Raw genomic sequence first — 23621 nt, forward strand, 5'->3', positions numbered from 1 at the left:
AGTGAGTGACGATTCCCGCAGTATCCAGAATCTGGCCCGACGCCACTTTCTACGCAACAGTGCGGTGACCGGCGTCGCCGGCGCCGGCCTTGCCAGCGGAGTGGTCGGCGGTGTTGGCACCAGCGCCCTGCTCGGCAGCCGCAGCGCCCGCGCCAGTGAAGGCGATGCCATGGTGGCCCCCGGTGAACTCGACGAATACTACGGCTTCTGGAGCGGCGGCCACTCCGGCGAAGTGAGGGTGCTGGGCATCCCCTCCATGCGCGAGTTGATGCGCATTCCGGTGTTCAACACCGAGAGCGCCACCGGCTGGGGCATCACCAACGAGTCCAAGCACATCCTCGGCGAGTCCGCACGCTTCCACAACGGCGACGCCCACCACCCCCACGCCTCGCTCACCGACGGTCGTTATGACGGCAAGTATCTGTTCATCAACGACAAGGCCAATACCCGAGTGGCGCGGATCCGCCTCGACATCATGAAGACCGACAAGGTCACCACTATTCCCAACGTCCAGGCCATCCACGGCCTGCGGCTGCAGAAGGTGCCCTATACCAAGTACGTCTTCGCCAACGCCGAGTTCCCGATCCCCCAGGTCAACGACGGTCGCGATCTGGAGAATCCTGCGAACTACTACACCATGTTCAACGCCATCGACGCCGAGACCATGGAGGTGGCCTGGCAGGTGATCGTCGATGGCAACCTGGACAACACCGACGCCGACTACACCGGCCGCTTCGTTGCCTCGACCTGCTACAACTCCGAGAAGGGCATGACCCTGGCCGACAGTATGCGTGCCGAGCGTGACTGGGTGGTGGTGTACGACGTCGAAGCCATCGAGGCCGCCGTCGAGAAGGGCCAGTTCGAGACCCTGGGCGACTCCCCGGTGCCGGTACTGGACGGACGCAAGGGCTCACCGCTGACGCGCTACATTCCGGTGCCCAAGAACCCCCACGGCCTGAATACCTCACCCGACGGCAAGTACTTCATCGCCAACGGCAAGCTGTCGCCGACGGTGTCGATCATCGCCATCGACAAGCTGCCGGCGCTGTTCGCCGACGAGATCGAGCCCCGCGACAGCGTGGTCGCCGAGCCGGAGCTGGGCCTGGGGCCGCTGCACACCACCTTCGACGGTCGCGGCTTCGCCTACACCACCCTGTTCATCGACAGCCAGGTGGCCAAGTGGAACATCGAGGAGGCGATCCGCGCCTACAACGGCGAGGACGTCAACTACATCCACCAGAAGCTCGACGTGCACTATCAGCCAGGCCACAACCACGCCAGCCTGTGCGAGACACGCGATGCCGACGGCAAGTGGCTGGTGGTGCTGTGCAAGTTCTCCAAGGACCGCTTCCTGCCGGTGGGACCGCTGCACCCGGAAAACGATCAGCTGATCGACATCTCCGGCGACACCATGAAGCTGGTGCATGACGGCCCGACCTACGCCGAGCCCCATGACGCCATCATGATGCGCGCCGACCAGCTCAACCCGATCCAGGTGTGGGACCGCCAGGATCCGTTCTTCGCGCCCACCCGCGCCATGGCCGAGGCCGACGGTATCACCCTTGAGAGCGACAACAAGGTCATCCGCGACGGCAACAAGGTGCGCGTCTACATGACCTCGGTCGCACCCCAGTACGGCATCACCGAATTCAAGGTGAAGCAGGGTGACGAGGTCACGGTGGTGATCACCAACCTGGATACCGTCGAAGACCTGACCCACGGCTTCTGCATGGTCAACCATGGCGTGTCCATGGAGATCGGTCCGCAGCAGACGTCCAGCGTCACCTTCACCGCCGAACGCGCCGGGGTGCACTGGTACTACTGCAACTGGTTCTGCCACGCGATGCACATGGAAATGTTCGGTCGCATGCTGGTGGAGAAAGCCTGAGGAGCGGCCGGGCCGGGCGCCGATGGCGCTCGGCCCGTCCCAGGCGACATCACCATGTTTCGAGCTCTCTCCTTTCCTGCAGGTTGCTCGGCATCCGGCCGAGCAACACCGATGGCGCTGGCCCTGACCGCAGGGTTGGCGCTGCTGGCGATACTGAGTCCCAGCGAGGTGCTGTGCGCTGAGCTGAAGGTGACCGCGGGCACACCGCTCAAGCGCTGGGTCGAGCAGGCCGAGCCCAACGATATCCTGCGGCTCGCACCGGGCCACTACACGACAGGCCCGGTGATCATCGACAAACCGCTTAGTCTGGTCGCCGACGGTGCCGGTGTGGTGATTGATGGCGGCGGCAGCGGGACCCTGCTGACCTTGCGCTCACCTGGCATTTCCCTGTCCGGGCTGACCCTTCAGCACTGGGGCGCGGACCTGACCGCCATGGATGCGGGCGTTCACGTGGAAAGGACCGCCCATGGCGCCAGCATCGAGCGCTGCCGGCTGTCCGGCCCTGGCTTCGGCATCTGGCTCGATGGCGTCGATGACGCCCGGGTCCTCGACAATCAGATTCGCGGCGATACCCGGGTACGCTCCCAGGATCGTGGCAACGGCGTGCAGCTGTTCAACGCGCGTCGGGCGCTGGTCTCCGGCAACGATATCCGCCAGGTGCGCGACGGCGTCTATATCGACACCAGCAGCGACAGCGTGATCGACGGCAACCTGCTCGAAGACCTTCGCTACGGCGTCCACTACATGTACGCCCACGACAACAGCGTGACCAACAACCTGACCCGTCACACCCGCACCGGCTACGCCCTGATGCAGTCCCGTGGGCTGACGGTGAGGGCCAACCGCTCCATCGAGGATCGCAACTACGGCATCCTGATGAACAACATCACCGATAGCCGGATCATCGACAACGACATCATCGGCGTGCGTCAGGCACGCGACGCCCATGACCGGGGCCTGGTCAGCGGTGGCGATGGCAAGGCCATCTTCGTCTACAACGCCCAGTTCAACGTGATTCGCGGCAACCGCCTCGAGGACAGCGACATCGGGCTTCACCTCACCGCCGGCTCCGAGGACAACCGCATCAGCGGCAACGCTCTGATCCACAATCGCCGCCAGGTGAAATACGTGGCCACTCGACAGCAGGAGTGGTCCGAGAACGGTCGCGGCAACTACTGGAGCGACTACCTGGGCTGGGACCTCGACGAGGACGGCATCGGCGACACCCGCTACCAGCCCAATGACGCCATGGACCAGCTGCTGTGGCGACACCCGGAGGCCAAGGTGCTGATGTCGAGCCCGGCGGTGCTGGCGCTGCGTTGGGTACAGCGCGCCTTTCCGGTATTTCGCCCCGCCGGCGTCAGCGACAGCGCCCCCCTGATGACGCCTTCGAGACCTCGTTCCGCCACACGGACATCCTATCCATGACCCGCGCCACGACCTGCGCCATCGCCTTTGACGACGTCAGCCTGGAACACGGCGGCGTGACCCGCCTGTCGCACCTCAGCCTCGAGGTGAACAGGGGCGAGGTGCTCGGCCTGCTCGGCCACAACGGCGCCGGCAAGACCACCAGCATGAAACTGATGCTGGGACTGCTGTCGCCCACCCAGGGAAGCCTCAGCGTGCTTGGGCAACGGCCGGACCGAGCCGGCGACCGTGCCTTTCGCCAGCACCTGGGCTACCTGCCCGAAAATGTCCGCTTCTACCCCAACCTGAGCGGGCGAGAGACCCTCACCTACCTGGCCCGACTCAAGGGTCGGCCCACGACAGAGGTGGACGAGCTGCTGGTGCAGGTGGGGCTTGGTGGGGCCGCCGACCGACGCCTGGCGACCTGGTCCAAGGGCATGCGCCAGCGCCTGGGGCTGGCCCAGGCGTTGCTTGGCGAGCCTCGGCTGCTGCTGCTCGACGAGCCCACCAGCGGGCTCGACCCCGCCGCCACCGAGGCGGTCTACGCCACCATCGGAATGCTGAAGGCGCGTGGCGTGACGGTGGTGCTGTCTTCCCACCTGTTGCCGGGGGTCGAGCCGGTGATCGATCGTGCGCTGATCCTCGGCGAGGGCAAGTGCCTGGCGCTGGGCGACCTGGCGAGCCTGCGCGAACGCTTTGCGCTGCCCTACGTGATCGAGATGCGTGGTGCTCCCCAGGATCTGGCACTAAGGCTGATTCGCGAGGGCATCCCCGCCCGCTCTTCGTTGGCGGACGGTGGTCGGCTGCGACTGGAAGTGGCCCCGGAGCACCGCATGAACGCCTTGAGGCTGTGCACTGCCTTTCAGGGGCTCAAGGACCTGGAAATTCGCCCCCCCAGCCTCGAGGCACTGTACCGACGTGTCCAGGCCCCCAGCGGCCGCGATCCAGGCAATGGCAGTGAAGTGAGCAGCGAGAGCGACGCTAGCGACCGCTACCAGGTGATCGACGAGACCGACCACACCACCGTCTCACCATCCGCCGAGGACACGCCCTGATGCGCCTTCTACTGACCATCGCCCACAAGGAATTCCGTGACGGCCTGCGCCACCGCTGGGTGCTCGGGATCGCCGTGCTGCTGGGGGTACTGGCGCTGGGTATCGCCGCCTTCGGTGCCGCCGCCAGTGGTGGTACCGGCTTTACCGGCCTGTCCACCACCCTGATCAGCCTGTCGACGCTATCCATGCTGCTGATCCCGCTGATCGCCCTGATGCTGGCCTACGACGCCATCGTCGGCGAAGACGAGGGCGGCACCCTGCTGCTGCTCGCCACCTACCCCATGTCGCGACGTACCTGGCTGCTCGGCAAGTTCATGGGCCACGCCTGGGTGCTGGGCCTGGCCACCCTGTGCGGCTTTGCGGTCGCTGGCGTGGTCATCGCTTTCGCCACACCTGAAGCCGCGCTGGCCGAGGTCGCCGCAGGGCTCACTACCCTGATCGTCTCCAGCGTGCTGCTGGGCTGGTCGTTTCTGGCCCTGGCGTACTGGATCAGCGCTCGTGCCGGCAGCAAGCAGGCTGCTGCCAGTCAGGCCCTGATCACCTGGTTCGTGTTCGTGCTGGTACTGGACCTGGCGCTGCTCGCCCTTCTGGTAGGCGTGCGCCAGGGAGGAGCCTGGCTGCCCTGGCTGATGCTGGCCAACCCGGCCGAGTGCTTCCGACTGCTGGTGCTCTCGGCGGTCGAGCCTCATCAGGCCTCCGCGATCACCGCCCTGGCCAGCGCCACCCCCAGGTCGCCCTTGCTGCTGGCGCTGCTGCAGGTCGTCTGGGTGCTGCTACCCCTGGGTCTGGCGATCAGGCGATTCGAGCATCGAGCGCTGTAACCCGCACGTCCAGTTCAGCCGAATGCCGACGCTGCCTGCCGGCTATTGCTGCTGGCTTTTGCTGCCAGCGGTCCCCCCACTCCGTCCGCCAGGACGCTCGCCTGGAGAACTCCCATGTCCCTTCCTTATATGCTGCAACGCTTTGCCATCGGTGGCCTGATGCTGTTATTGATCGGCTGCAACGACGGCACCTCTGACACGACTATTGGGCCCGCCCCCATCGGTGATGACGACATCTGCCATGTATGCGGGATGTTGATCGAGGCCATGCCAGGCCCCAAGGGAGAACTCGCACTCGATGGTGACAGCGAGGTCACCAAGTTCTGCTCGGCGGCGGAAATGCTGGTCTTTCTTCTTCAACCCGAAAACGTCGAACGGCTCGCCCATGCCTGGGTTCATGACATGGCTCGCACCGACTGGGACCACCCCGGAAACGATGCCTTTATCAGTGCACAGGAGGCCTGGTACGTATCTGGTCATTCGCGTCCCGGCGGCATGGGACATCCACTGGCGACCTTTGCCACAAGAAGCGATGCGGAGGCTTTTCAGCGCGAACATGGCGGCATCATCGAGCGCTTTGATGAGCTAGACATCGACCAGCTAACCCATATGAGTCGAGCACACCACCCTTGAATAGGTATAGAAAATCCCGCAAATATGCAGCGACAAAAGCCGACCAAAAAAATTGCTAAATTTATGGATTTACCATGCTACATTCAAGAGACAATAAGATGGATGGGAGATCCATGACAAGGGGTTAAACCGCGCATGTCATCTCATTGATATAGGTCATCTGGCGTAGGAATAATCGCACATCGCTACGCTTTAATGCGCCAAGCCTGCGTGAGATTTCTCGTCCCTTGCTAGAGTCGAAAGCATGAGCGAAAGCCTCCCTTCTCTTTACCAAGTCGCCCAAGGGGCGCCGGGGCACGACCAATGCATCTGACACGATTTACCGACTACTCATTGCGCGTTCTGATGTACCTTGCCGAATCCGGCAACGAACGCACCACGATCGCCGAGATCGCCTCACGCTTCGAGGTCTCACGCAACCATCTGATGAAGGTGGTTCAGGAGCTCAGTCGCCTTGGCTATGTCTCCGCCGTCCGTGGCAAGCACGGGGGACTGTCGCTCAAGCAGGCGCCGGGCAGCATCCACCTCGGCGCCCTGGTCAGGGATACCGAACATAGCCTCGCCCTGGTGGAGTGCGAAGGGGACGACAGCGCCTGCTACATCGCGCCCATCTGCCGCTTCAAGCAGATCGCCAACGAAGGGTTGACCGCATTTCTGGAGGTCCTGGATCGCTACACCCTGGATGACCTGATGACCCCTCAGTGCCGCCAGCGCCTGCACACCCTCAAGCTGATCGAGCTCGAGCCGGAGCCTGAAGCCGAGCCCGCCTGACGCGACGAGGCAAGACAGGGTAACGCCACGACAGCGTACTCCGAGAATGCTAGCCTCCTGACCTCTGAGTTCTCTCGGTCGTCAGGAGCCAGCATGCCGATTGCGCCATTGTTTTCACCTCGCCGCGCCCGCCTTCTTCGCCTGAGTGTCGCCGCCGCACTGGTCTCCGTACTCGGCCTGACAGGCGTCAGCAGCCAAGCCATGGCGGTGGATTTCGACACCTCGGCCCACCAGACCCACCAGGACTGGCAGACCTTGATCGCGACCCTCGGCGACGAGTCCCATGTGCGAGCGGTCCAAAGGACCAGCTACAGCGACGCCATGCTCAGCGTCAACGCCACGCCAGGGCATTGCCGCACGCCCTGGATCGAGGTCAGAAGTGACCTTGGCCAGCGCCAGGCCGTGAGCGAAGTGGTCAATCGCGTTCCCATCGACCTGCTGGTAGACGAGCAACGTGCCCAGACCGGCACGGCGGTGCTGTCCACCCAACGCGGTGACGACGGCCTCTACGTGCGCGTGAATGGCATCGATATGGACCTGCTGGCCTCGCGTCTCGCCACCGGTGAGCAGCTGCATCTGCGCCTGCGCATGACGCCCGATACCAGCGACTACTGGTTCATGAGCTTTTCACTGAATGGCGCCTTTACGGCATGGCAGCGGATGCAGACCCTGTGCAGGGCTTCCTGATCCGGCAGCAATTCCAGAGGCCATATAGAGGTGCGGGCGTCATGATCCCTGCGAGGGCTAGCGGCGCGCCTGCTTCGGGGACCTATTCGGGGACCTTCCCCGAATAGGTCCCCTGAAGCCGCTCAGGCGGGCCGCTCCATCGCCTGCAAGGTATCTCCCAGACCATCTTGCCGCTGCCCATCGCGACTCAACCAGCGCCGCGCGAAGTCATCACCGCTCAAGGGCCGTGACAGCAGATACCCCTGGCCAAGATCGCAACCCAGGGCACGTAGTGCCTCGAACTGCGTCGGTGTCTCGATGCCCTCCGCCACCACCGTCAGTCCCAGACGATCGGCCATGGCGATGATGGTGGCGACGATGGCGTGATCGTTGCTGTCGGTCAGCATGTCGCTGACGAAGGACATATCGATCTTGACCGCCTGTACGGAAAAGCGCTTGAGGTAGGCCAGCGAGGAATAGCCGGTCCCGAAATCGTCGATGGCCAGGGCGAATCCCTGCTGGCGCAGGGTGTCGGTGATGCGTATCGCCTGCTCTGGGTCTTTCATGAAGCCGCTTTCGGTGATTTCCAGCCCCAGCAGCGAGGGGGAAACGCCAGCCCGGGCGGCGATCTCGCAAAGCTTGATTGCCAGCTCGGGATCCTCGAACTGGGCCGCCGCCAGATTGACGTAGAGTCGCTCGGGGAGCCGGTCCAGCGATGCCTGCTGCCACTGCTTCAGCTGGCGACAGGTCTGCTCCATGACCCAACTGCCGAGGGCCTCTATCATCCCCTGTTCCTCGGCCACGGCGACAAATTCCATCGGGCTTATCCATCCCAGTTCTGTGTCGTGCCAACGACACAGAACCTCGGCGCCAATCAGGTCCCCGCTCTTGAGGTCGACGCAAGGTTGAAAGCGGAGCTCGAGACATTTCGTGTCCAGCGCCTCACCCAGACGAGAGGCAAGCACCAGTCGGCGCCGCAGATCACGTCCTATCTCAGGTGCGTAGAAGCGATAGCCGCTGCGGCTTTCCTTGGCATGGTACATGGCGATGTCGGTGTGCTTGAGCAGTTCCCGGGAACTATCGCCATCGTCGGGGAAGAAGGCGACGCCGATGCTGACGTCGACGTTGAATCGATGCCCCTCATGCACCACCGGGTCATTCAAGGCGCTGAGCAGACGCCCCACGACCTGGGCGGCTCCGATCTCGTCGGTCTGCTCCACCATGACGACGAACTCATCGCCCCCCATCCGCGCCAGGCTTTCGAGCCTGCCAAGGCAACCGCTGAAGCGAGCGGCCACCTCCTTGAGCACTTGATCACCGACGTCGTGGCCCTGACCGTCGTTAATCTCCTTGAAGCGGTTGAGGTCGAGGAACATCAGTGCCACCCGATATTGCTCGGTGCGAGCCCGGACAATGGCCGCCTGCAGACGCTCCATGAAGTGGACCCGGTTGGGTAGACCGGTCCCGGGATCGAAGAAGGCCAGATGCCGTATATGGGCGTCGCTGCGGCGCCGTTCGAGCTCCGCCGAGGCGCCTGCGGCAAAGATCCGCAACAGATGACAGATGGGTTCAGGATCATGCAGCGGCTGGCGATACAGCGCAAACAGGATACCGACGGCGTCGCCGTTGGCGTCTTCCAGGCGTCGGCCGACGTAGGCTTCCACGGCGAAGCCGACCATCTCCTCGGCGCGGGGATAGCGTTGGCTCATGCCTCGAGCAATCACATGCTCGCTGTCGCGAAAGGACCTCTCGCAGGGTAGCCCTTCGAAACTGTAGTGAAAGGGCTCCACCGGCTGGCCCGATACCAGGCCGGCGATCAGCGTCGCCTGCAACGGGACGCTTTCCTCGACGCGTGACACGAACACGGCGTCCGCGCCTAGGGCGTCGGTCAGACGTCGCACCAGCAGGGTAAAGAAAGCGTCGTCGCTGCGCGCCGTCACCAGTTCGGCCATGTCCAGCACCGCCTGCTGGGTGTTCTGCTGATGCTGGTGGGCGCGCATGGCCTGCAAGCCAAACGACAGGTTGTCCGCAAGCTCCCTCAGCAGCGCCAGTTCGTCGGCGCCAGCGTGGTAGGGCTGATCCATCAACAGCACCAGCACGCCCCGTCGCTCGCTTCCTAGACTCAGCGGCAAGGCCACCTCCGCCACGACCCCGAATCGCTCGGCCCAGGGCGGAGGCGCTACCGTACCTGTCGTGTAGTCGGCTACCCGTTGCTCCTTGCCTTCATGCACCGCTTGCCCGCTGGGGCCCTGGCCCTCAGGCGTGGTCACATCCCAACTGAAACGCGCGTGACGCAACAATTCATCGGCGCCACCGGCGCTGACCAGCGGCAGGATGCTGCGCTCGGGGTCGTCCTGGGCCAGCCCCGCCCAGGCGTAGCGGTAGCCGCCCTGCTCCACCGCGAGCCGACAGGCCTCCTGGAAGATTGCCATCTCGTCGGAGAGCCGAATCACCGCACGGTTGACCAGTCGTAGCAGAGTCAAGGCGCGGTGGGCGCGCTTGAGCTGTCGGTTGGTCGTGTCCAGCTGAGTGGCGGTCTTCTCCAGCGCCTGCTCGGTGCGCCGATTGGACAGTTCGGCCCCGCAGCGCGCCGCGGCAATTCTCAGCACCTCCTCGACCAGGCGACGCTGGTGCAGTCGATGGCGGTGCAAGGCAACCAGAACACCATGCAACTCACCTTCGGGCCCTCGCATCGCCACTCCGGCATAGGCTTCTGCACCAAAATCTCGCAGCAGGACATCGTCCGGAAAGGCACTGCAGACGTTCTCCGGATAGATGCAGGCTCCGCCGTCCAGGGCATCGCGACAGGGGGTGCCGGCAGTCTCGTACTCGATGTCTGGCTGATGCTTGCCATCTGCCATCAGCACCATGGACCGCAGGCGTGAGCCGTCCGTGACAGGGGTCGCTATCATCATGGCGTCAGCGTTGAGGATTACCGCCAGCCGATCGACCAGGTGCATGAAGAAGTCATCACCGATATCCCGCGACAGGCTGTCGGCTAGGCTTTGAAAGGCTCTGCGGGCATCCATCTTCATAGGCCGGGCGACGATCCACTGAATAAGGTAATCAATGGTATCGAGGATAGCTTAACTTCGGGGCACCCCGCCGCCTCGTCCTGGCATTCTGTGCCGTTTCTCCCAGAGCCAGACATCATCTTGCACCAGCAAACGGCGACATCTCCGAGACAACTGTCCCAGAAAACAGAACGTTAGTACTAAGTCGCAAGCATCAACGGTTCATGCCGGTAATCGCACAGATTCGTACATCCTTCCGTCGTACGAGCCTAAAGCACCCGGCTTCTCAACCATCCGGTCAACACCTCTCCCAGCAACACCAGAATGACGATGCCACAGAGAATGGTGGCCACCGTCGGCCAGGCAAAGGTATCGATGGCCCCCTGGAGGATGACGCCGATACCGCCGGCCCCGACCAGCCCCAGCACGGTGGACTCGCGAATATTGATGTCCCAGCGCAGGATGATCACGGCAAAGAAAGCCGGAACGACCTGAGGCACCACCGCGTAGAGGATGACCTTGGGCCGGCTGGCGCCCACCGCTTCCATCGCTTCGACCGGCCGTCGGTCGATTTCCTCGATGGCCTCGCCCATCAGCTTGCCGACGAAACCGATGGAGCGACACATGATCGCGAGGATGCCCGCCAGCACGCCGGGGCCGAAGATCGCCACGAACAGCAGCGCCCAGATGATGGTATTGACCGAACGACTGGCCACCAGCACGAAACGGGCAAACCACAGGCAGGCACGATTGGGCGTGGTGTTCTGGGCCGCCAGGTAGGCGACGGGCAGGGCCACAAAGATCGTCGAGAACGTGGCCAGGGTGGCGATATGGACGGTCTCGACCAATGCCTCGACAATCTCGCCGAGGCGCCGCGGGTCAGGTGGCCACATGCGGTCGGCCAGGCTGTAGATCTGGGCAGGCGCATCCCACACCCAGGGCCAGAAGATATCGACATCCCTGGCCGCCCAGCTCAACACCGCCACGACCAGCAACAGCAGCACGAAGCGCGTCCAGCGCTCCCGTCGGCTGTAGCGCTGCCATACCCGTTGTTCTGTCGGCGTCGCTACCATAGTCGTCTCCTGACCCAGCCACTGATGCCCTCACTGACCAGAATCACCGCGATGATCACCAGCAGGATCGCGAAGGCAAAGTCATAGTCGTAGCGCCCGAAGGCGTTCATCAGGGTGCCACCGATACCACCGGCGCCGACGATACCGACCACCGCCGAGGCGCGCAGATTGCTGTCCAGCTGGTACATGGAAAGCCCCAGCTGGCGTGGCAGGATCTGGGGGAAGACGGCGTACAGCAACGTGGACATGAACCCTGCACCGACCGACCGCATGGCCTCCACCTGTCCCCAGTCGATCTCCTCGATCTCTTCGGCCAGCAGTTTTCCGACAAAGCCGATGGAATAAAGCGTCAGGGTCAGGATCCCGGCCAGGGGTCCGAACCCCACCGCCTTGACGAACAGGATCGCCACGATGACCGGGTGAAAACTGCGCGACACGATGATCACCGCTCGCCCCACCAGATAGACCGGACGCGGGGCGATATTGCGCGCCGCCATCACCGCAAAGGGGATCGACAGTGCCACCCCCAGCAGGGTCGCCAGCAGGGCAATCTGGAAGCTTTCCTTGAAGCCGGTCAGCAGCAGTTCGAAGCGCTCGAAGCTGGGCGGAAAGCCGCCGCCGAAGATGCGCGCGGCCCGCGGCAGCCCATCGCTGATCCGCTCCCAGTCGAACGGCAGGGTGGCCAGCGCCCAGCCCAGGTAACCCAGCACGCCCAGCGCCAGCAGCAGGCGCACCACAGGACTGGCGATAAAGGGCGGCTTGCGCCAGGTCCGAGCCTTGTCGTTGACCATCAGCGCTCCCCTTCCGCGACAGTCGATACGGAGGTCTCGTCCGGGGACTCGATGCCACCGTAGATCTCCTCCAGCGCTGCGGCATCAAAGCGCTCCGGCGTGCCATCGAAGATCATGCGACCGTGGCGCAAGCCGACGATACGCTCGGTGTAGGCCCTGGCCTGGGCCACATTGTGAATGTTGATCAGCACCGGCAATGACAGCTCGCTGGCGAGGGCTCTCATCAGCTTCATGATCTGCTCGCTGGTGACGGGGTCCAGCGAGGCGGTCGGCTCGTCGGCCAGCAGAATGTCCGGCTCCTGCATCAAGGCTCGGACGACCCCGACGCGCTGGCGTTCGCCGCCGGACAGTTCGTCCGCGCGCTTGTTGGCGTACTGGGCGATACCCACTCGCTCCATCAGGTGGAAGGCGCGTTCGATATCCTCCGGCGGGAAGCGGCGCCGCCATGCCTGAAAGAAGCCGACGTAGCCAAGCCGACCGGCCAGCACGTTCTCCATCACCGTCAAGCGGTCGATCAGGTTGAAGCCCTGGAAGACCATGCCGATGCGCCGCCTGGCCTGGCGCAGTGGTGCGCCCTTGAGGCTGGACAGCTCCTGGCCGTTGAGCCTGATCGACCCCGAGGTGGGTTCGATCAGCCGATTGATGCAGCGAAGCAAGGTGCTCTTGCCCGCCCCGGACGCCCCCACGATGGACACCACGGAGTTGCCTTCCACGCGCAGATCCAGCCCCTTGAGCACGGGGTCATCGTGGCCATATCGCTTGACCAGCTGGCTAATCTCGAGCATTGCACGTCCTCGTTCCCCGGGAAGGCCGAGCGCCGTGCGCCGGCCCTCCTGTCCCTGGGATACCCTGTCGTCACTCCAGATTGTCGGCGGTGTAGCTGACGCCGTTCGAGGCCTGGATGGTGCGAATGACCTCCCACTGGTCCTGGTAGGTGATCGGGATGAACTTCTCGACGCCTTCGAATTCCTCACCCAGCGCGGTACCGGCGAAATCGAAGCTGAAGAAGGCTTCCTCGATGCGCTCGACCAGATCCGGCGCCAGGTCATGGGCGTAGGTGTAGGAGGTGGTGGGGAAGGGCTGGGACTCGAAGATCATGCGCACGCTGTCTTCGTCATACAGCCCCCGTGCGGCCATGCGCTCCACTACCTCGGACGCCACCGGTGCAGCGTCGTAGTCACCCGCTACCACGCCCAGCATCGACTGGTCGTGACTGCCGGAATACACCACCTCGTAGTCCTCGTCCGGCACCACGCCTTCCTCGGGGAACAGCGCACGCGGCGCCTGATTGCCCGAGTTCGAGGTGGGTGAGGTGTGGGCGACCCGCTTGCCGGCCAGGTCGGACAGCGACTGGATATCCGAATCGGCCTGGGTGTAGACCTGCAGGGTATAGCCGAAGCGTCCATCGTCGGAGCCCATCAAGGCAAAGGGAACGGCGCCGGCCAGGTTGACGGCGAAGGGCGTGGGTCCGGTGGAAAAACCTGCAATATGCAAACGCCCGCTGCGCATGGCCTCGACCTGGGCCGAGTTCGACTGGACCGCGAAGAAACGAACGTCCTTGCCGGTCACCTCCCGGAGGTGATCGATGAAGGGCTCCCAGATATCGGCATAGATGGCGGGGTCTTCCACCGGGGTGTAGGCGAAGATGAGGGTGTCGGGGTCGACCAGTTCGTCCTGATTGGCGGGCGGGTCGGCCACCAGATCGCCATTGCGGTCGCAGTAGAGCGCATCCAGATCACCTCGGGGGCAATCCTCCGCGACAGCGACGGATGCAACAGCGCCGAAAGTGAGCAGGAGACCTGCGTTGAGGACCTGGCGTCCCCGGCTTGAGCGTTGTGTCATGGCGTGGCTCACCTATGCTGAGTCTTGTTATAGGGTGGGAATCGACCCCGGCCTCTCGCGCCGACATCGCGGGTTCCGGCGGCAGCGGACAGCCTGGCGGTCGACTACTGGCGACCCGGGGATGGCTCTGTCAGATGGGCAGAAGGCTTCACTCGTTACGCTGAAGGCTCTGCCACAAGGGCTGAAGGCTCTGCCAAGTGCGAAGACGAGCGCCAGCGACGCAGCGATGTTCGAAAACAAACATCGTTGAGTTCAATCTAGGAGGTGACACTTTTATGTCAAACGTTGAGGCCAACGACTTTCCACGCTGCCGCAATCACTACCTGCTGATGCGCCACGGCCATAGCCAGGCCAACGCCATGGGCCTGATCGTTTCCTCCCCCGAGCAGGGACTCGAGGGCTACGGTCTTTCGCCCAAGGGGCAGGAACAGCTGCACGAACGGCTGGCCGGCTGGCACCTGGCCGCGCCTGACCAGGTCTTCCATTCGGACTTTCTGCGCACCACCGAAACCGCAGCACTGGTCGGGCAACACTTCAACGTCACCCCACACCCTGAACCGCGCCTGCGAGAACGCTATTTCGGTGACTACGACCAGGGGCCGGACCCGGCCTACGCGGACGTCTGGGCAATGGATAGCGAGAATGCCGAACACCGCACCCACGGCGTCGAAAGCGTCGGCGACGTCTCCCGCCGACTCATCGACCTGATCATCTCGCTGGAACAGCGCTTCGACGACGCCACCATCCTGCTGGTCGGCCATGGTGACCCCCTGCAGATCCTGCTGACCGCAGCCTGCGGTGAACCCTTGAGCGAGCATCGAAGCCAACCACCGCTGGCACCGGCAGATGTTCGGCCGCTGATCTTCGCTCGCTGATCACCGCTCGCAGCCCCTCTCTTGCAGCCGCCCCTGGCTGCACTGTGAACAACTCGGTGGAAAAGTTCTCCACCCGCTGTGGATAGGCTCTTGACAAGCCGCCGCTCCCCCCATGAACCGTGGCGCTGTGCCGCTACATGCCACCGGTAATGACTGTGGGCAAGTTTTCCATTTTCCCGGCTCGACGCTGCGAAGTTCGTCAGCCGGACTCGGCGGGGCACGTGCTATGTTCCTCGTAACCCCTGAAAGACCCATTCAACTAATGCCTGGAAAATGATCTTGAGCGGTGCTTGAGAACGATCATTTCCCATGCTCTTCATTGCCACAGGAACCCACCCGTCCGCATGATGGCTTCTTCATTTCTTTTCCTGAGTCGACGCCCGGCGTCTCTTGTGCATGGGCGCGAGGTCTGAACATGGCCCCGCTCAAGGCGCGTCAGTTTCTGCTGCTTCAGGGGCCATGCTCTCCCTTCTTCACGCAACTGGCTCGCACCCTTGCTGACCAGGGACACGGTGTTCATGTGCTCGACCTGTGTGGTGGAGACCTGCTCTATCGTTGGCGCCTCGGGAGTCAACGCTACCGTGGCGACGCCGCAGGCTTTGGCGAGCTGATCGATGACTTTCTCGGTCAACGGGGTATTTCCGACCTGGTGGTCTTCGGCGACCAGCGCCCTCTGCATCGGCTCGCTGTTCAGGCCGCAGAGCGTCAACGGCTGCGGGTCCATGTATTCGAGGAAGGCTACCTGCGTCCCCACTGGATCACCCTGGAGCCCCAGGGTGTCAACGGATGTTCCCGTTTTCCCAGGGACCCGGCCTGGGTCTTCGAGGCCGCCCATTGTCTTGGGCCGGCAGAGCCTCCCGTTCCTTGCATCAGTCCCTTCTTGACCCGTGCCACCCACGACGTGATCTACCATTTGGCAGGCGTCCTCAACCCTCTGCTGTTCCCGGGCTATCGCGGCCACGCCCCGGTCAGCGCTCCCCGGGAGTACGCCGCCTATGCGCAGCAACTGACGCGAAAACGCCTGCTGGCTGGCCTTGAAGCTAACCGCATCAAGGAATTTCTTTCGGCGCCAGCGCCCTACTTCGTGTTGTTGCTGCAACTGGACAGCGACGCCCAGATCCGCTGCCACTCGCCCTTTCCCGACATGGCCCGGGTACTCGAAGAGACCATGGCGTCCTTTGCTCGTGACGCACCGGCCCGGACACGTCTGTTGATCAAGAACCACCCTCTCGACCCCGGCCTCAGCGCACACCATCGTCGCGCTCGCCGACTGGCTCGGGAATTGGGTATCGACCGGCGGGTACTGTTCATCGAGGGCGGTGACCTCAATCACCTCCTGCCGAGCGCCACTGGCGCCATCACCGTCAACAGTACTTCCGGTTTCGTGGCCCTGGAGCACGGCTGTCCGTTGCTGACCCTGGGCGAAGCCATTTACACCATGCCCGGACTGGCGACAGGCCGGCAACGGGTCCCCGCGGGCTTCTGGCACGATCCACCGGCACCGAACGCCGCCCTGTATCAGGCGCTCAGGACCACCCTGCTGCGAACCGTTCAGCTCAACGGCAGCTTCTACTGCCGCCTCGGTATTCGCCTCGGTGTGCACCACAGCGCCAGGCGACTCGTCGCCGAACGCTCGCCCCTGGAGGAGTTACTGTCATGCCTGCCCGCCGCCGCCTGACCCTTGTTTTTCCCGTGCCAGATACGGCTTTGGCGGATTCAGGGGCCGACTCGCGGCACGTCGTAGCTGCTCGGCTCGCTGGCCCGCTTCTTTCTGACCGCCGATGCTGACGTGGATCGCGTCCCGAGACCTGGCGTTCATCCTGTGCGTACTGGGACTCCCCCTCGGCACGGGACTCAGCTTCGCCATGGACGCTGTAGGCTGTCGAGGCCTGGGCAACTGGCGCGACCGCCCTCTGGCCCCCTGGCTGGTCCATGCGGGCACCTGGGGGCTGTGCTACTTACTAGCCGTAGCGGTGCTGCAACGAGGTGCGCTGGCCCTGGCCACGGTGCTTACCCTGCAATGGGTGGTGCAGCGCAGCCATCAAGCGAAGTGGCAGAGCCTGAAGGAGCCCTTCCTGGTGCAGGACTTCGAGTACTTCCTCGATGCCATCCGACATCCAAGGCTCTACCTGCCGTTCTTCGGTATCGGCCTGGCCCTGGGTGCCAGCCTCGCCGCCCTGATGGCGGTGTCAGCCTTCGTCTTCCTCGAACCCTGGCTGCTGGATCAGCTCTCCCTATCCTCCATGGCGCTGCTGCTGGGCGGCCTGGCACTGGGGCCAGCCATTGCTCTGGGGCTTGGCCTGCGGCGCCTCCCGGCGGCCTCCCTAGTTCCGTGCCGAGACCACCACCACCTGGGACTGTGGAGCTGCTTCTGGGCCTACGCTCGCTTCCCCGATACCCCCATCGATACCGCACAGGCTCCAGCGCTCCTGCGCCAACCGCTATTACCGGTCGCCCAGGAGTCGCTGCCACACCTGGTGATTGTCCAGGGCGAGTCGTTCTTCGATCCACGCCCCTGGTACGACCAGATACCCCGGGATGTGCTCGCCCACTGGGATCGCCTGAACGAACAGTCCATCACCCACGGCTACCTCAAGGTGCCGGCCTGGGGCGCCAACACCATACGCAGCGAAACGGCCTTTCTGTGCGGGCTGGACGAGGATGCTCTGGGCATGCATCGCTTCAATCCCTATCGTCAGCTGTCCCGCCAGCCGGTTCCCAGTCTGGCCAGTGCCTGCGCCCACATGGGTTACCGCACACTGGTGCTGCACCCCTACCCCGCTGACTTCTACCAGCGCGACCAGGTCATGCCTCGGCTGGGATTTCAGGCATTCGAGGACATCGAAAGCTTCAGGCATTGCCGTCGAGATGGCCCCTTCATCGCCGACGTCGAGCTCGCCAGGCGCGTCACACAAGCCCTGGATGATCCAGACCCGCGCCCACTGATGGTGTTCGTGATCACCATGGAAAGCCATGGCCCCTTTCTGCTGGAGCCAGCGCCCGATCCACTGCGCTGGCTCGCTGCCGACGCCTCGCGCCCCATGGCCGTGACCCACGAACTCGATATCTATCTCCATCACCTGGCCAATACCGACGCCATGCTCGGCGCCCTGGCGGCGACCCTCACCAGGCAATCGCGCCCGGGCCTGTTGTGCGCCTATGGCGACCACGTCCCTATCCTGTCTCCCAGCTATCGCTGGCACGGAGAGCCCGATGGAACAACGCCTTTCATGATCTGGAGCAACCGCCCCCAGACCACACGACGGCCGGAGCCACCGTCCGACCTGTCGCAACTGGCCGAAGCACTGCTCCACACCATCGGGTGCCAGACCACGACCGTCGCCACAGGCTCCCTCGGGCGCTCCCTCCACCGCCATTGCAAGGAACCGCTATGACCAGGCGCGTCGCCATCATCGGAAACGCTACCCGCTTTCCTGGAGTCCCCGGAGAAACCCTGTGGCAGAGCCTGCTGGCGGGGCGGGATCTGGTCACAGAGGTGCATGCATCGCGCTGGGACTGGCGCCGGTTCTATCATCCAGACCGTCGTTCGCCCGGTACCAGCGTGACCTTCGCCGCCGGGTCACTCGGCGACATCGGCGGCTTCGACGCCGACTTCTTCGGAATTTCTCCCAGGGAAGCGGCGACCATGGATCCCCAGCAGCGCCTGCTGCTGGAGCTGACCTGGGAAGCGCTCGAGCACGCGGGCGTCCCCCCCTCGCGCCTGCGCGGCAGCCGCTGCGGGGTCTATATCGGCATCTCCAGTCCTGACTTCGCCTATCGGCATACCGCCGACCTGGCCTCTCTGGGCAATCTGTTCGCCACCGGCAACACCTTCAGCATCGCCGCCAATCGGTTGTCTTACGTGTTCGATCTCAAGGGACCCAGCATGGCCATCGACACGGCCTGCTCGTCTTCCCTGGTAGCCTTTCATCAGGCCTGTCAGGCCATTCGCGCCGGTGAATGCGACACCGCCCTGACCGGCGGCGTCAGCCTGCACCTGCATCCCTTCGGCTTCGTCGCCTTCTCCAAGGCCGGCATGCTGTCGCCGCGAGGCCGTTGTCGCGTGTTCAGCGAAGACGCGGACGGCTACGTGCGCTCGGAAGGGGCCGGCATTTTCGTGCTCAAGGCGCTCGACCAGGCGCTCGCGGACGGCGATCCCATCCTCGCCGAAGTCGCCGCCAGCGGCACCAATACCGACGGGCACAAGTCAGGACTCACGGTACCCAGCGCTCAGGTTCAGGCCCAACTGTTGACCGAGGTCTACGCCCGGGCGGGGATCGATCCCGACGGACTGGACTACCTGGAAGCCCATGGGACCGGCACCGCCGTCGGAGATCCCATCGAAGTCACCGCCATCGGCCAGGCCCTTGGGCGACATCGTCACCACCCATTGCCGATCGGCTCGGTCAAGAGCAACATCGGCCACCTGGAGACAGCGGCCGGCATCGCCGGACTCTACAAGGCGCTGGGTTGCCTGACCCAGCGCTTCGTCCCCGCCACCATAGGTGTCGACCGCCTCAACCCTGAGCTGCACCTCGACGAGGCCAATGTGGACGTGGTGCTGACACCGCGGACGCTCCCCGAAAGCGGCCCCTTGACCGTCGGTATCAACAGCTTCGGTTTCGGGGGGGCCAACGCCCACGTAGTGCTGACCACGCCGCCGCCACCGTCACTGGTGCGATCGCGACCGACGCCACGAGTCTCTTTCGAGCAGCCGCTACCGCTGCTTGTCTCGGCCCACGACGAGGAAGCGCTGGCAGCACTGGCAAGTCGGCTAAGCGACCACCTCGAGACGCACCAGCCAGCCCTCGATGCCCTGACCTGGACCCTGGTTCACCACCGCGAGCGCCTAAACGAACAGGCGCTGACCCTGGTGCGGGACCATGACGAGGCCAAGGCGGCCCTGGACTCGCTGAAGGACGCGACGACCGCTCCCCACAGCAGCGCCCCCAGGGTGTGGCGCCAGCGACGCCTGGATGCGCCCCGGGGGCCGGTATTCGTCTACACCGGCAATGGATGCCAATGGTTTGGCATGGGGCGTGACCTGCTCTCGACCAGTCCCACCTTCGCCGATACCGTCGCGCGGGTGGATGAGCACTTCCTGCCCATCGCCGGCTTCTCGTTGCTCGACGTACTGGCCCGCAGCGATGATCCGGCCCTGCTCGAAGACACCGTGGTGGCCCAACCGGCACTGTTTGCGATTCAGGTAGGGATCACCGCCTGGCTTGACGAGGCAGGGGTCACCCCCACCGCGGTGGTCGGTCACAGCGTCGGTGAGGTCGCGGCGGGCTGGGCCTGCGGCGCACTATCACTGGCTGAGGCGGTGACCGTGATTGCCCACCGCAGCCGTCTGCAGGGCAAGATCCGTCATCAGGGAGGCATGACCGCGGTGTCCTGCTCCGCTGACACCATCGCTACCTGGCTCGCACAGCCACGCTTCGCCGAGATTTCCCTGGCCGGGGACAACAGCGACGGGAATGTCACGCTGGCGGGACCGCTGCCGGCGCTGGCCGAACTGGAAGACGCCTTGCGGGCCACGGGCCATCGATACCTTCGCCTGGCGTTGGACTACCCATTCCACAGCCCACTGCTGGATGGCTTGAAGACCCCGCTACTCGAGGCGCTTGCCGATCTGGACGGATCATCTCCGCGCTTGCCGATGATCTCCACCGTCGAGGGTGGCGAGACCCACCGCCCCCTCGGCGCTGACTACTGGTGGCAAAACCTGCGGGCGCCGGTGCGCTTTCGCCAGGCCATCGAGTCGCTGATCGATCGCGGCGACTCGGTGCTGGTGGAAATCGGCGCCCATCCGCTGTTGAAGCGATACATCGAGGAGCAGTGTCGCCTGCGGGGGCATCAGGTCCTGCATATCGCTACCCTGACACGCCAGGGCCAGGGCCAGGACGAACTCTCCGAAGCTCGGGCACGCCTGTGGCTCAGTGGAGCCCTGGATGGCTTTTCCCCCTGGTTCGAGCGGCCCCTTGCCCCCATCGAACTCCCCGCCTACCCCTGGCAACGTCGCCACCACTGGACCCGCCCAAGTGGCCTGGGTCACAACCCGCTTGAGCAGCGTGACGAACATCCCCTGCTGGGGGCTCGCCAGGCCCCGGGCGAGTCGACGTGGGTCCAGCGCCTGAGTGTTGCCACGCAGCCCGCTCTCGCGGACCACCGGGTCGGGGAGACCCCGGTGCTGGCTGCAGCGGCGCAGGTCGAGATGGTACTGGCCGCCGCCATCACTTCGTCGCCAGACACCATCTTCGAAATCAACGACCTGGAGATCCTGGCGCCGTTGGTGCTGGACGCCTCTGTGGGCAAGCTGGCGCGGCTCACCCTGGCCGACCAAGGGCGTGTCCAGTTGACGGTACGCGACCTCGACCCGGCAGCCGCCTGGCAGTTACACCTCAGCGCCCGCCTGGCCCCTGCCTGCCAGGGCAGTCTGCTGCGTTCGGCCCCTCCGCTTGTGCCGGCCAGTGAGGAGCACCTGGATGGCGAGACCTGGCTGGATAACAAGGCCTGCATAAACAGCGACGCCCACCTGGCGCTCGCCAGGTCGATGGGGCTCGACTACCGCGGCGAGTACCGTAGCCTGGGCCGGATCTGGTGCCAGGACGATGAAGCCATCGGCGAGTTCACCGTCAGTGAAGACACTCCTTGCTGGTGGTTGCCACCCGGTCTGCTGGATGGCGCCCTGCAACTGTGCCTGCCACTGATGAACAACGATCAGACGCCGCCGACGCAGGGCTACCTGCCCGTGCGCCTGTCGCGCATGCAGTTCGACAAGGACGCCGGTCGACCGACCCACGCCCGCGCCGTCATTACGCGACGCTCGCCACACTCCTTCACCGCGGACCTTTGGCTGTACCGCAACCATCGTTGCGTTGCTGCCCTCGAGGAAGTCCGCTTCGCGACAACGCCACTGGCCCTGCCAACCTCCTCGTCCACCGAGTGGCTGACCACCCGCCTGACCCCGGCGCCACTGGTACCTACCCCCTTGGCCGAAGAAGGCAGGCGACTGGCCAATGCCCTTGCCGGCATCATGTCAGGCCCAGTGGGGCGCGACCTCGAGGAGCTCAGCCTGCTGTTCGAGCGTCTCAACGTTGCCTGGCTCGAGGAGGCCTTCGTCGCCGCTCGGCCCGATATCGAAGGCGAAGGCCGGGGCAACAATGAACTCTACCGTCGACTTCTGGCTCAGTACCCGACAGGCGCGACAGAGACCTCCTCGGAGGTGCTAGCGTCTCCTGCGGCGGTCGATATCTGGCGCCTGCTGCTGGCGGAGTACCCTCGGCAGTTCCCTCTACTTGGCTCACTCGGGCGTTTTGGCCTGCATCTTCCCGGCCTGCTGGAGGGCTCGGTCGAGCACATCGAAGGACTAACCCTCGACGCCGCTTCGCTGATCCCGGAAGCGTTGTGGCAGGCCCTGCACGACGAGGTTCTCGCCAGCGTTTCCCGGATCCTGTCGACGCTACCCTCGGCACAACGGCTGCACCTGGTCGAGGCAGGATGCGCGGCGCCTCGGTTGGGCGAGGCGTTGAGCCAGACACTGGACCCCGATCGCCTCATGGTGGACATCCTGCCCCCAGATGATGGCTCCCGCCAACGCACCCAACCGCTGATCGAAGCGTCCAACGGTGCCGCATCGCTGCCCCCCTTCCATACCGCCCCCGGCGCCCAGCTGGCCTGGGTGGTGAGCACACCGACGGATCTCGAAGTCAGCATCGAGGCAATCGACAAGGCCACGGCGCGCCTGGCTCCGCACGGGCAACTGCTGATACTGGTCCTGCCCCCTACAGGCTGGTGGCGAGCGCTGGGCTCCCTGCGTCCTGACGCCAGACCGGCCACTGTCGAGGCGATCTCCCGCCACCTGAGCCAGGCCGGGTTCAGCGTCGAGGCGCGCCCCCCGACAGAGGCCTCCCATCTTCCGTCTCTGCTGAGTGCCGTGCCCTCGGCAAGCGCTCGCCCCACCACCGAGACCGGTTCGGCCGAGCCTCTTGCACAGCGCGACGCAGCCACCTTGCTGGTGGTGGATGCTGCCAGTCGTGCTCTGGGTGAGCGGCTTGTGCAACACATGTCCTCGGGTGCTGCCCGCTGCGTAACATACGATGATCTCGAGTTGACGCTTGCCGCCCCGTCCTCGTTTGCGGAGGTCACCTCAGCGCGCGCCTCGAACGCGCAGCAAGCGCCGAGTGCCCGGAAAGTCGTCGCCCCGCAAGTTGTCGACCTGCGAGCCGCCGTACCCTCTCGGCAGACAGGCGGTGACCTCGAGACCCACCAGGCGGGCCTGGATGCCCTTGAGCGACTGGGTGACTGGGCAAGGACATTGGCGGATCGCCACGGGACGCTGGTCGTGGTGACTCGCGATGTCGCCGCGCTGTTCGGCGCTGATACCCCCGATATCGACCTGTACCAGGCTGGCTTGTGGGGGGGCTGTCGCTCCCTCGACAACGAACTGCCGAATACCCGTGTGCGGCTGGTCGACCTGGCCTCGGGAGAAGCGGCGTTGGTGGCCTTGGCGCAGGATCTGCATCACGACGATGGCGAGGATGAGGTGGTCATCGACCACCACGGACATCGCCGGGCACTGCGCGTGCGTCCTGTCGCCGACACACCGCCAGCGCTCACACCCCCCCCCCACGCCAGACCGAGTAGCGTCCAGGGTGACCCTGGAAATCGCTCATCCCGGTCAGCTCTCGCGCCTGCAGTGGCGAGCCCACCCGGCACGGTCGACGCTCGCCAAGGACCAGGTCCGAGTAAGGGTCCTGGGCACGGGTCTGAACTTCCGTGACGT

Annotated in this window: 16 protein-coding genes; 11 read left to right on the forward strand and 5 right to left on the reverse strand. The window is 64.5% G+C overall.

The window, feature by feature from the left end; genetic code table 11:
- Window position 1: 1 nt before the first annotated feature.
- From nosZ to NFI08_RS04165, 7 genes are all read left to right on the forward strand, one after another.
- Window positions 2–1888: a TAT-dependent nitrous-oxide reductase gene (nosZ, locus tag NFI08_RS04135; RefSeq protein WP_253554425.1), complete on the forward strand. Its 1887-nt coding sequence runs from the start codon at window positions 2–4 to the stop codon at window positions 1886–1888.
- A gap of 111 nt (window positions 1889–1999) precedes the next feature.
- Window positions 2000–3316 carry a nitrous oxide reductase family maturation protein NosD gene (locus NFI08_RS04140; protein WP_349587427.1) on the forward strand — a complete coding sequence of 439 codons (1317 nt, stop codon included), beginning with the start codon at window positions 2000–2002 and terminating at the stop codon, window positions 3314–3316.
- Window positions 3313–4350 (forward strand): ABC transporter ATP-binding protein, encoded by a 1038-nt coding sequence (locus NFI08_RS04145; protein ID WP_349587430.1) that lies wholly within the window; start codon window positions 3313–3315, stop codon window positions 4348–4350. The genes NFI08_RS04140 and NFI08_RS04145 overlap by 4 nt, the downstream gene beginning before the upstream one ends.
- On the forward strand, window positions 4350–5171 hold the full coding sequence (locus tag NFI08_RS04150) for an ABC transporter permease (protein WP_349587433.1): 822 nt from the start codon (window positions 4350–4352) through the stop codon (window positions 5169–5171). The genes NFI08_RS04145 and NFI08_RS04150 overlap by 1 nt, the downstream gene beginning before the upstream one ends.
- Window positions 5172–5300: 129 nt before the next feature.
- Entirely contained in the window at window positions 5301–5804 is a 504-nt protein-coding gene (locus tag NFI08_RS04155) for a nitrous oxide reductase accessory protein NosL (RefSeq protein ID WP_349587436.1), read from the forward strand.
- A 303-nt stretch (window positions 5805–6107) separates the two neighbouring features.
- The gene (locus NFI08_RS04160) at window positions 6108–6575 is read left to right on the forward strand and encodes an Rrf2 family transcriptional regulator (RefSeq protein ID WP_108132096.1); all 468 of its coding nucleotides are present in this window, start codon (window positions 6108–6110) and stop codon (window positions 6573–6575) included.
- 93 nt (window positions 6576–6668) lie between these two features.
- Window positions 6669–7262, forward strand: a complete 594-nt coding sequence (locus NFI08_RS04165) for a hypothetical protein (protein ID WP_108132095.1) — start codon at window positions 6669–6671, stop codon at window positions 7260–7262.
- Window positions 7263–7384: 122 nt separating this feature from the next.
- Here NFI08_RS04165 and NFI08_RS04170 read toward each other — a convergent pair whose 3' ends face one another.
- The 5 genes from NFI08_RS04170 to phnD form a co-directional block, all read right to left on the reverse strand.
- Window positions 7385–10270: a bifunctional diguanylate cyclase/phosphodiesterase gene (locus tag NFI08_RS04170; RefSeq protein ID WP_349587440.1), complete on the reverse strand. Its 2886-nt coding sequence runs from the start codon at window positions 10268–10270 to the stop codon at window positions 7385–7387.
- A gap of 254 nt (window positions 10271–10524) precedes the next feature.
- Entirely contained in the window at window positions 10525–11328 is an 804-nt protein-coding gene (phnE, locus tag NFI08_RS04175) for a phosphonate ABC transporter, permease protein PhnE (RefSeq protein ID WP_045994838.1), read from the reverse strand.
- Entirely contained in the window at window positions 11322–12119 is a 798-nt protein-coding gene (phnE, locus tag NFI08_RS04180; protein ID WP_045994839.1) for a phosphonate ABC transporter, permease protein PhnE, read from the reverse strand. The genes phnE (NFI08_RS04175) and phnE (NFI08_RS04180) overlap by 7 nt, the downstream gene beginning before the upstream one ends.
- The gene (gene phnC / locus NFI08_RS04185) at window positions 12119–12904 is read right to left on the reverse strand and encodes a phosphonate ABC transporter ATP-binding protein (protein ID WP_108448622.1); all 786 of its coding nucleotides are present in this window, start codon (window positions 12902–12904) and stop codon (window positions 12119–12121) included. The genes phnE (NFI08_RS04180) and phnC overlap by 1 nt, the downstream gene beginning before the upstream one ends.
- A gap of 70 nt (window positions 12905–12974) precedes the next feature.
- Complete coding sequence (gene phnD, locus NFI08_RS04190; protein WP_083970649.1) at window positions 12975–13961, reverse strand: phosphate/phosphite/phosphonate ABC transporter substrate-binding protein; 987 nt, start codon at window positions 13959–13961, stop codon at window positions 12975–12977.
- Between the two features lie 275 nt (window positions 13962–14236).
- Here phnD and NFI08_RS04195 point away from each other — a divergent pair, with 275 nt between their 5' ends.
- The 4 genes from NFI08_RS04195 (at window position 14237) to NFI08_RS04210 (ending at window position 23618) form a co-directional block, all read left to right on the forward strand.
- On the forward strand, window positions 14237–14836 hold the full coding sequence (locus NFI08_RS04195; protein WP_240184213.1) for a histidine phosphatase family protein: 600 nt from the start codon (window positions 14237–14239) through the stop codon (window positions 14834–14836).
- A 415-nt stretch (window positions 14837–15251) separates the two neighbouring features.
- Window positions 15252–16514 (forward strand): capsule polysaccharide biogenesis protein, encoded by a 1263-nt coding sequence (locus NFI08_RS04200; RefSeq protein ID WP_108448621.1) that lies wholly within the window; start codon window positions 15252–15254, stop codon window positions 16512–16514.
- Window positions 16515–16617: 103 nt separating this feature from the next.
- Complete coding sequence (locus tag NFI08_RS04205; RefSeq protein WP_108448620.1) at window positions 16618–18231, forward strand: LTA synthase family protein; 1614 nt, start codon at window positions 16618–16620, stop codon at window positions 18229–18231.
- Window positions 18228–23618 (forward strand): beta-ketoacyl synthase N-terminal-like domain-containing protein, encoded by a 5391-nt coding sequence (locus NFI08_RS04210; RefSeq protein WP_349587448.1) that lies wholly within the window; start codon window positions 18228–18230, stop codon window positions 23616–23618. The genes NFI08_RS04205 and NFI08_RS04210 overlap by 4 nt, the downstream gene beginning before the upstream one ends.
- The last annotated feature ends 3 nt before the right edge of the window (window positions 23619–23621 follow it).

This window comes from Halomonas sp. EF61, from assembly GCF_040147045.1.
Classification (GTDB): Bacteria; Pseudomonadota; Gammaproteobacteria; order Pseudomonadales; family Halomonadaceae; genus Halomonas; species Halomonas litopenaei.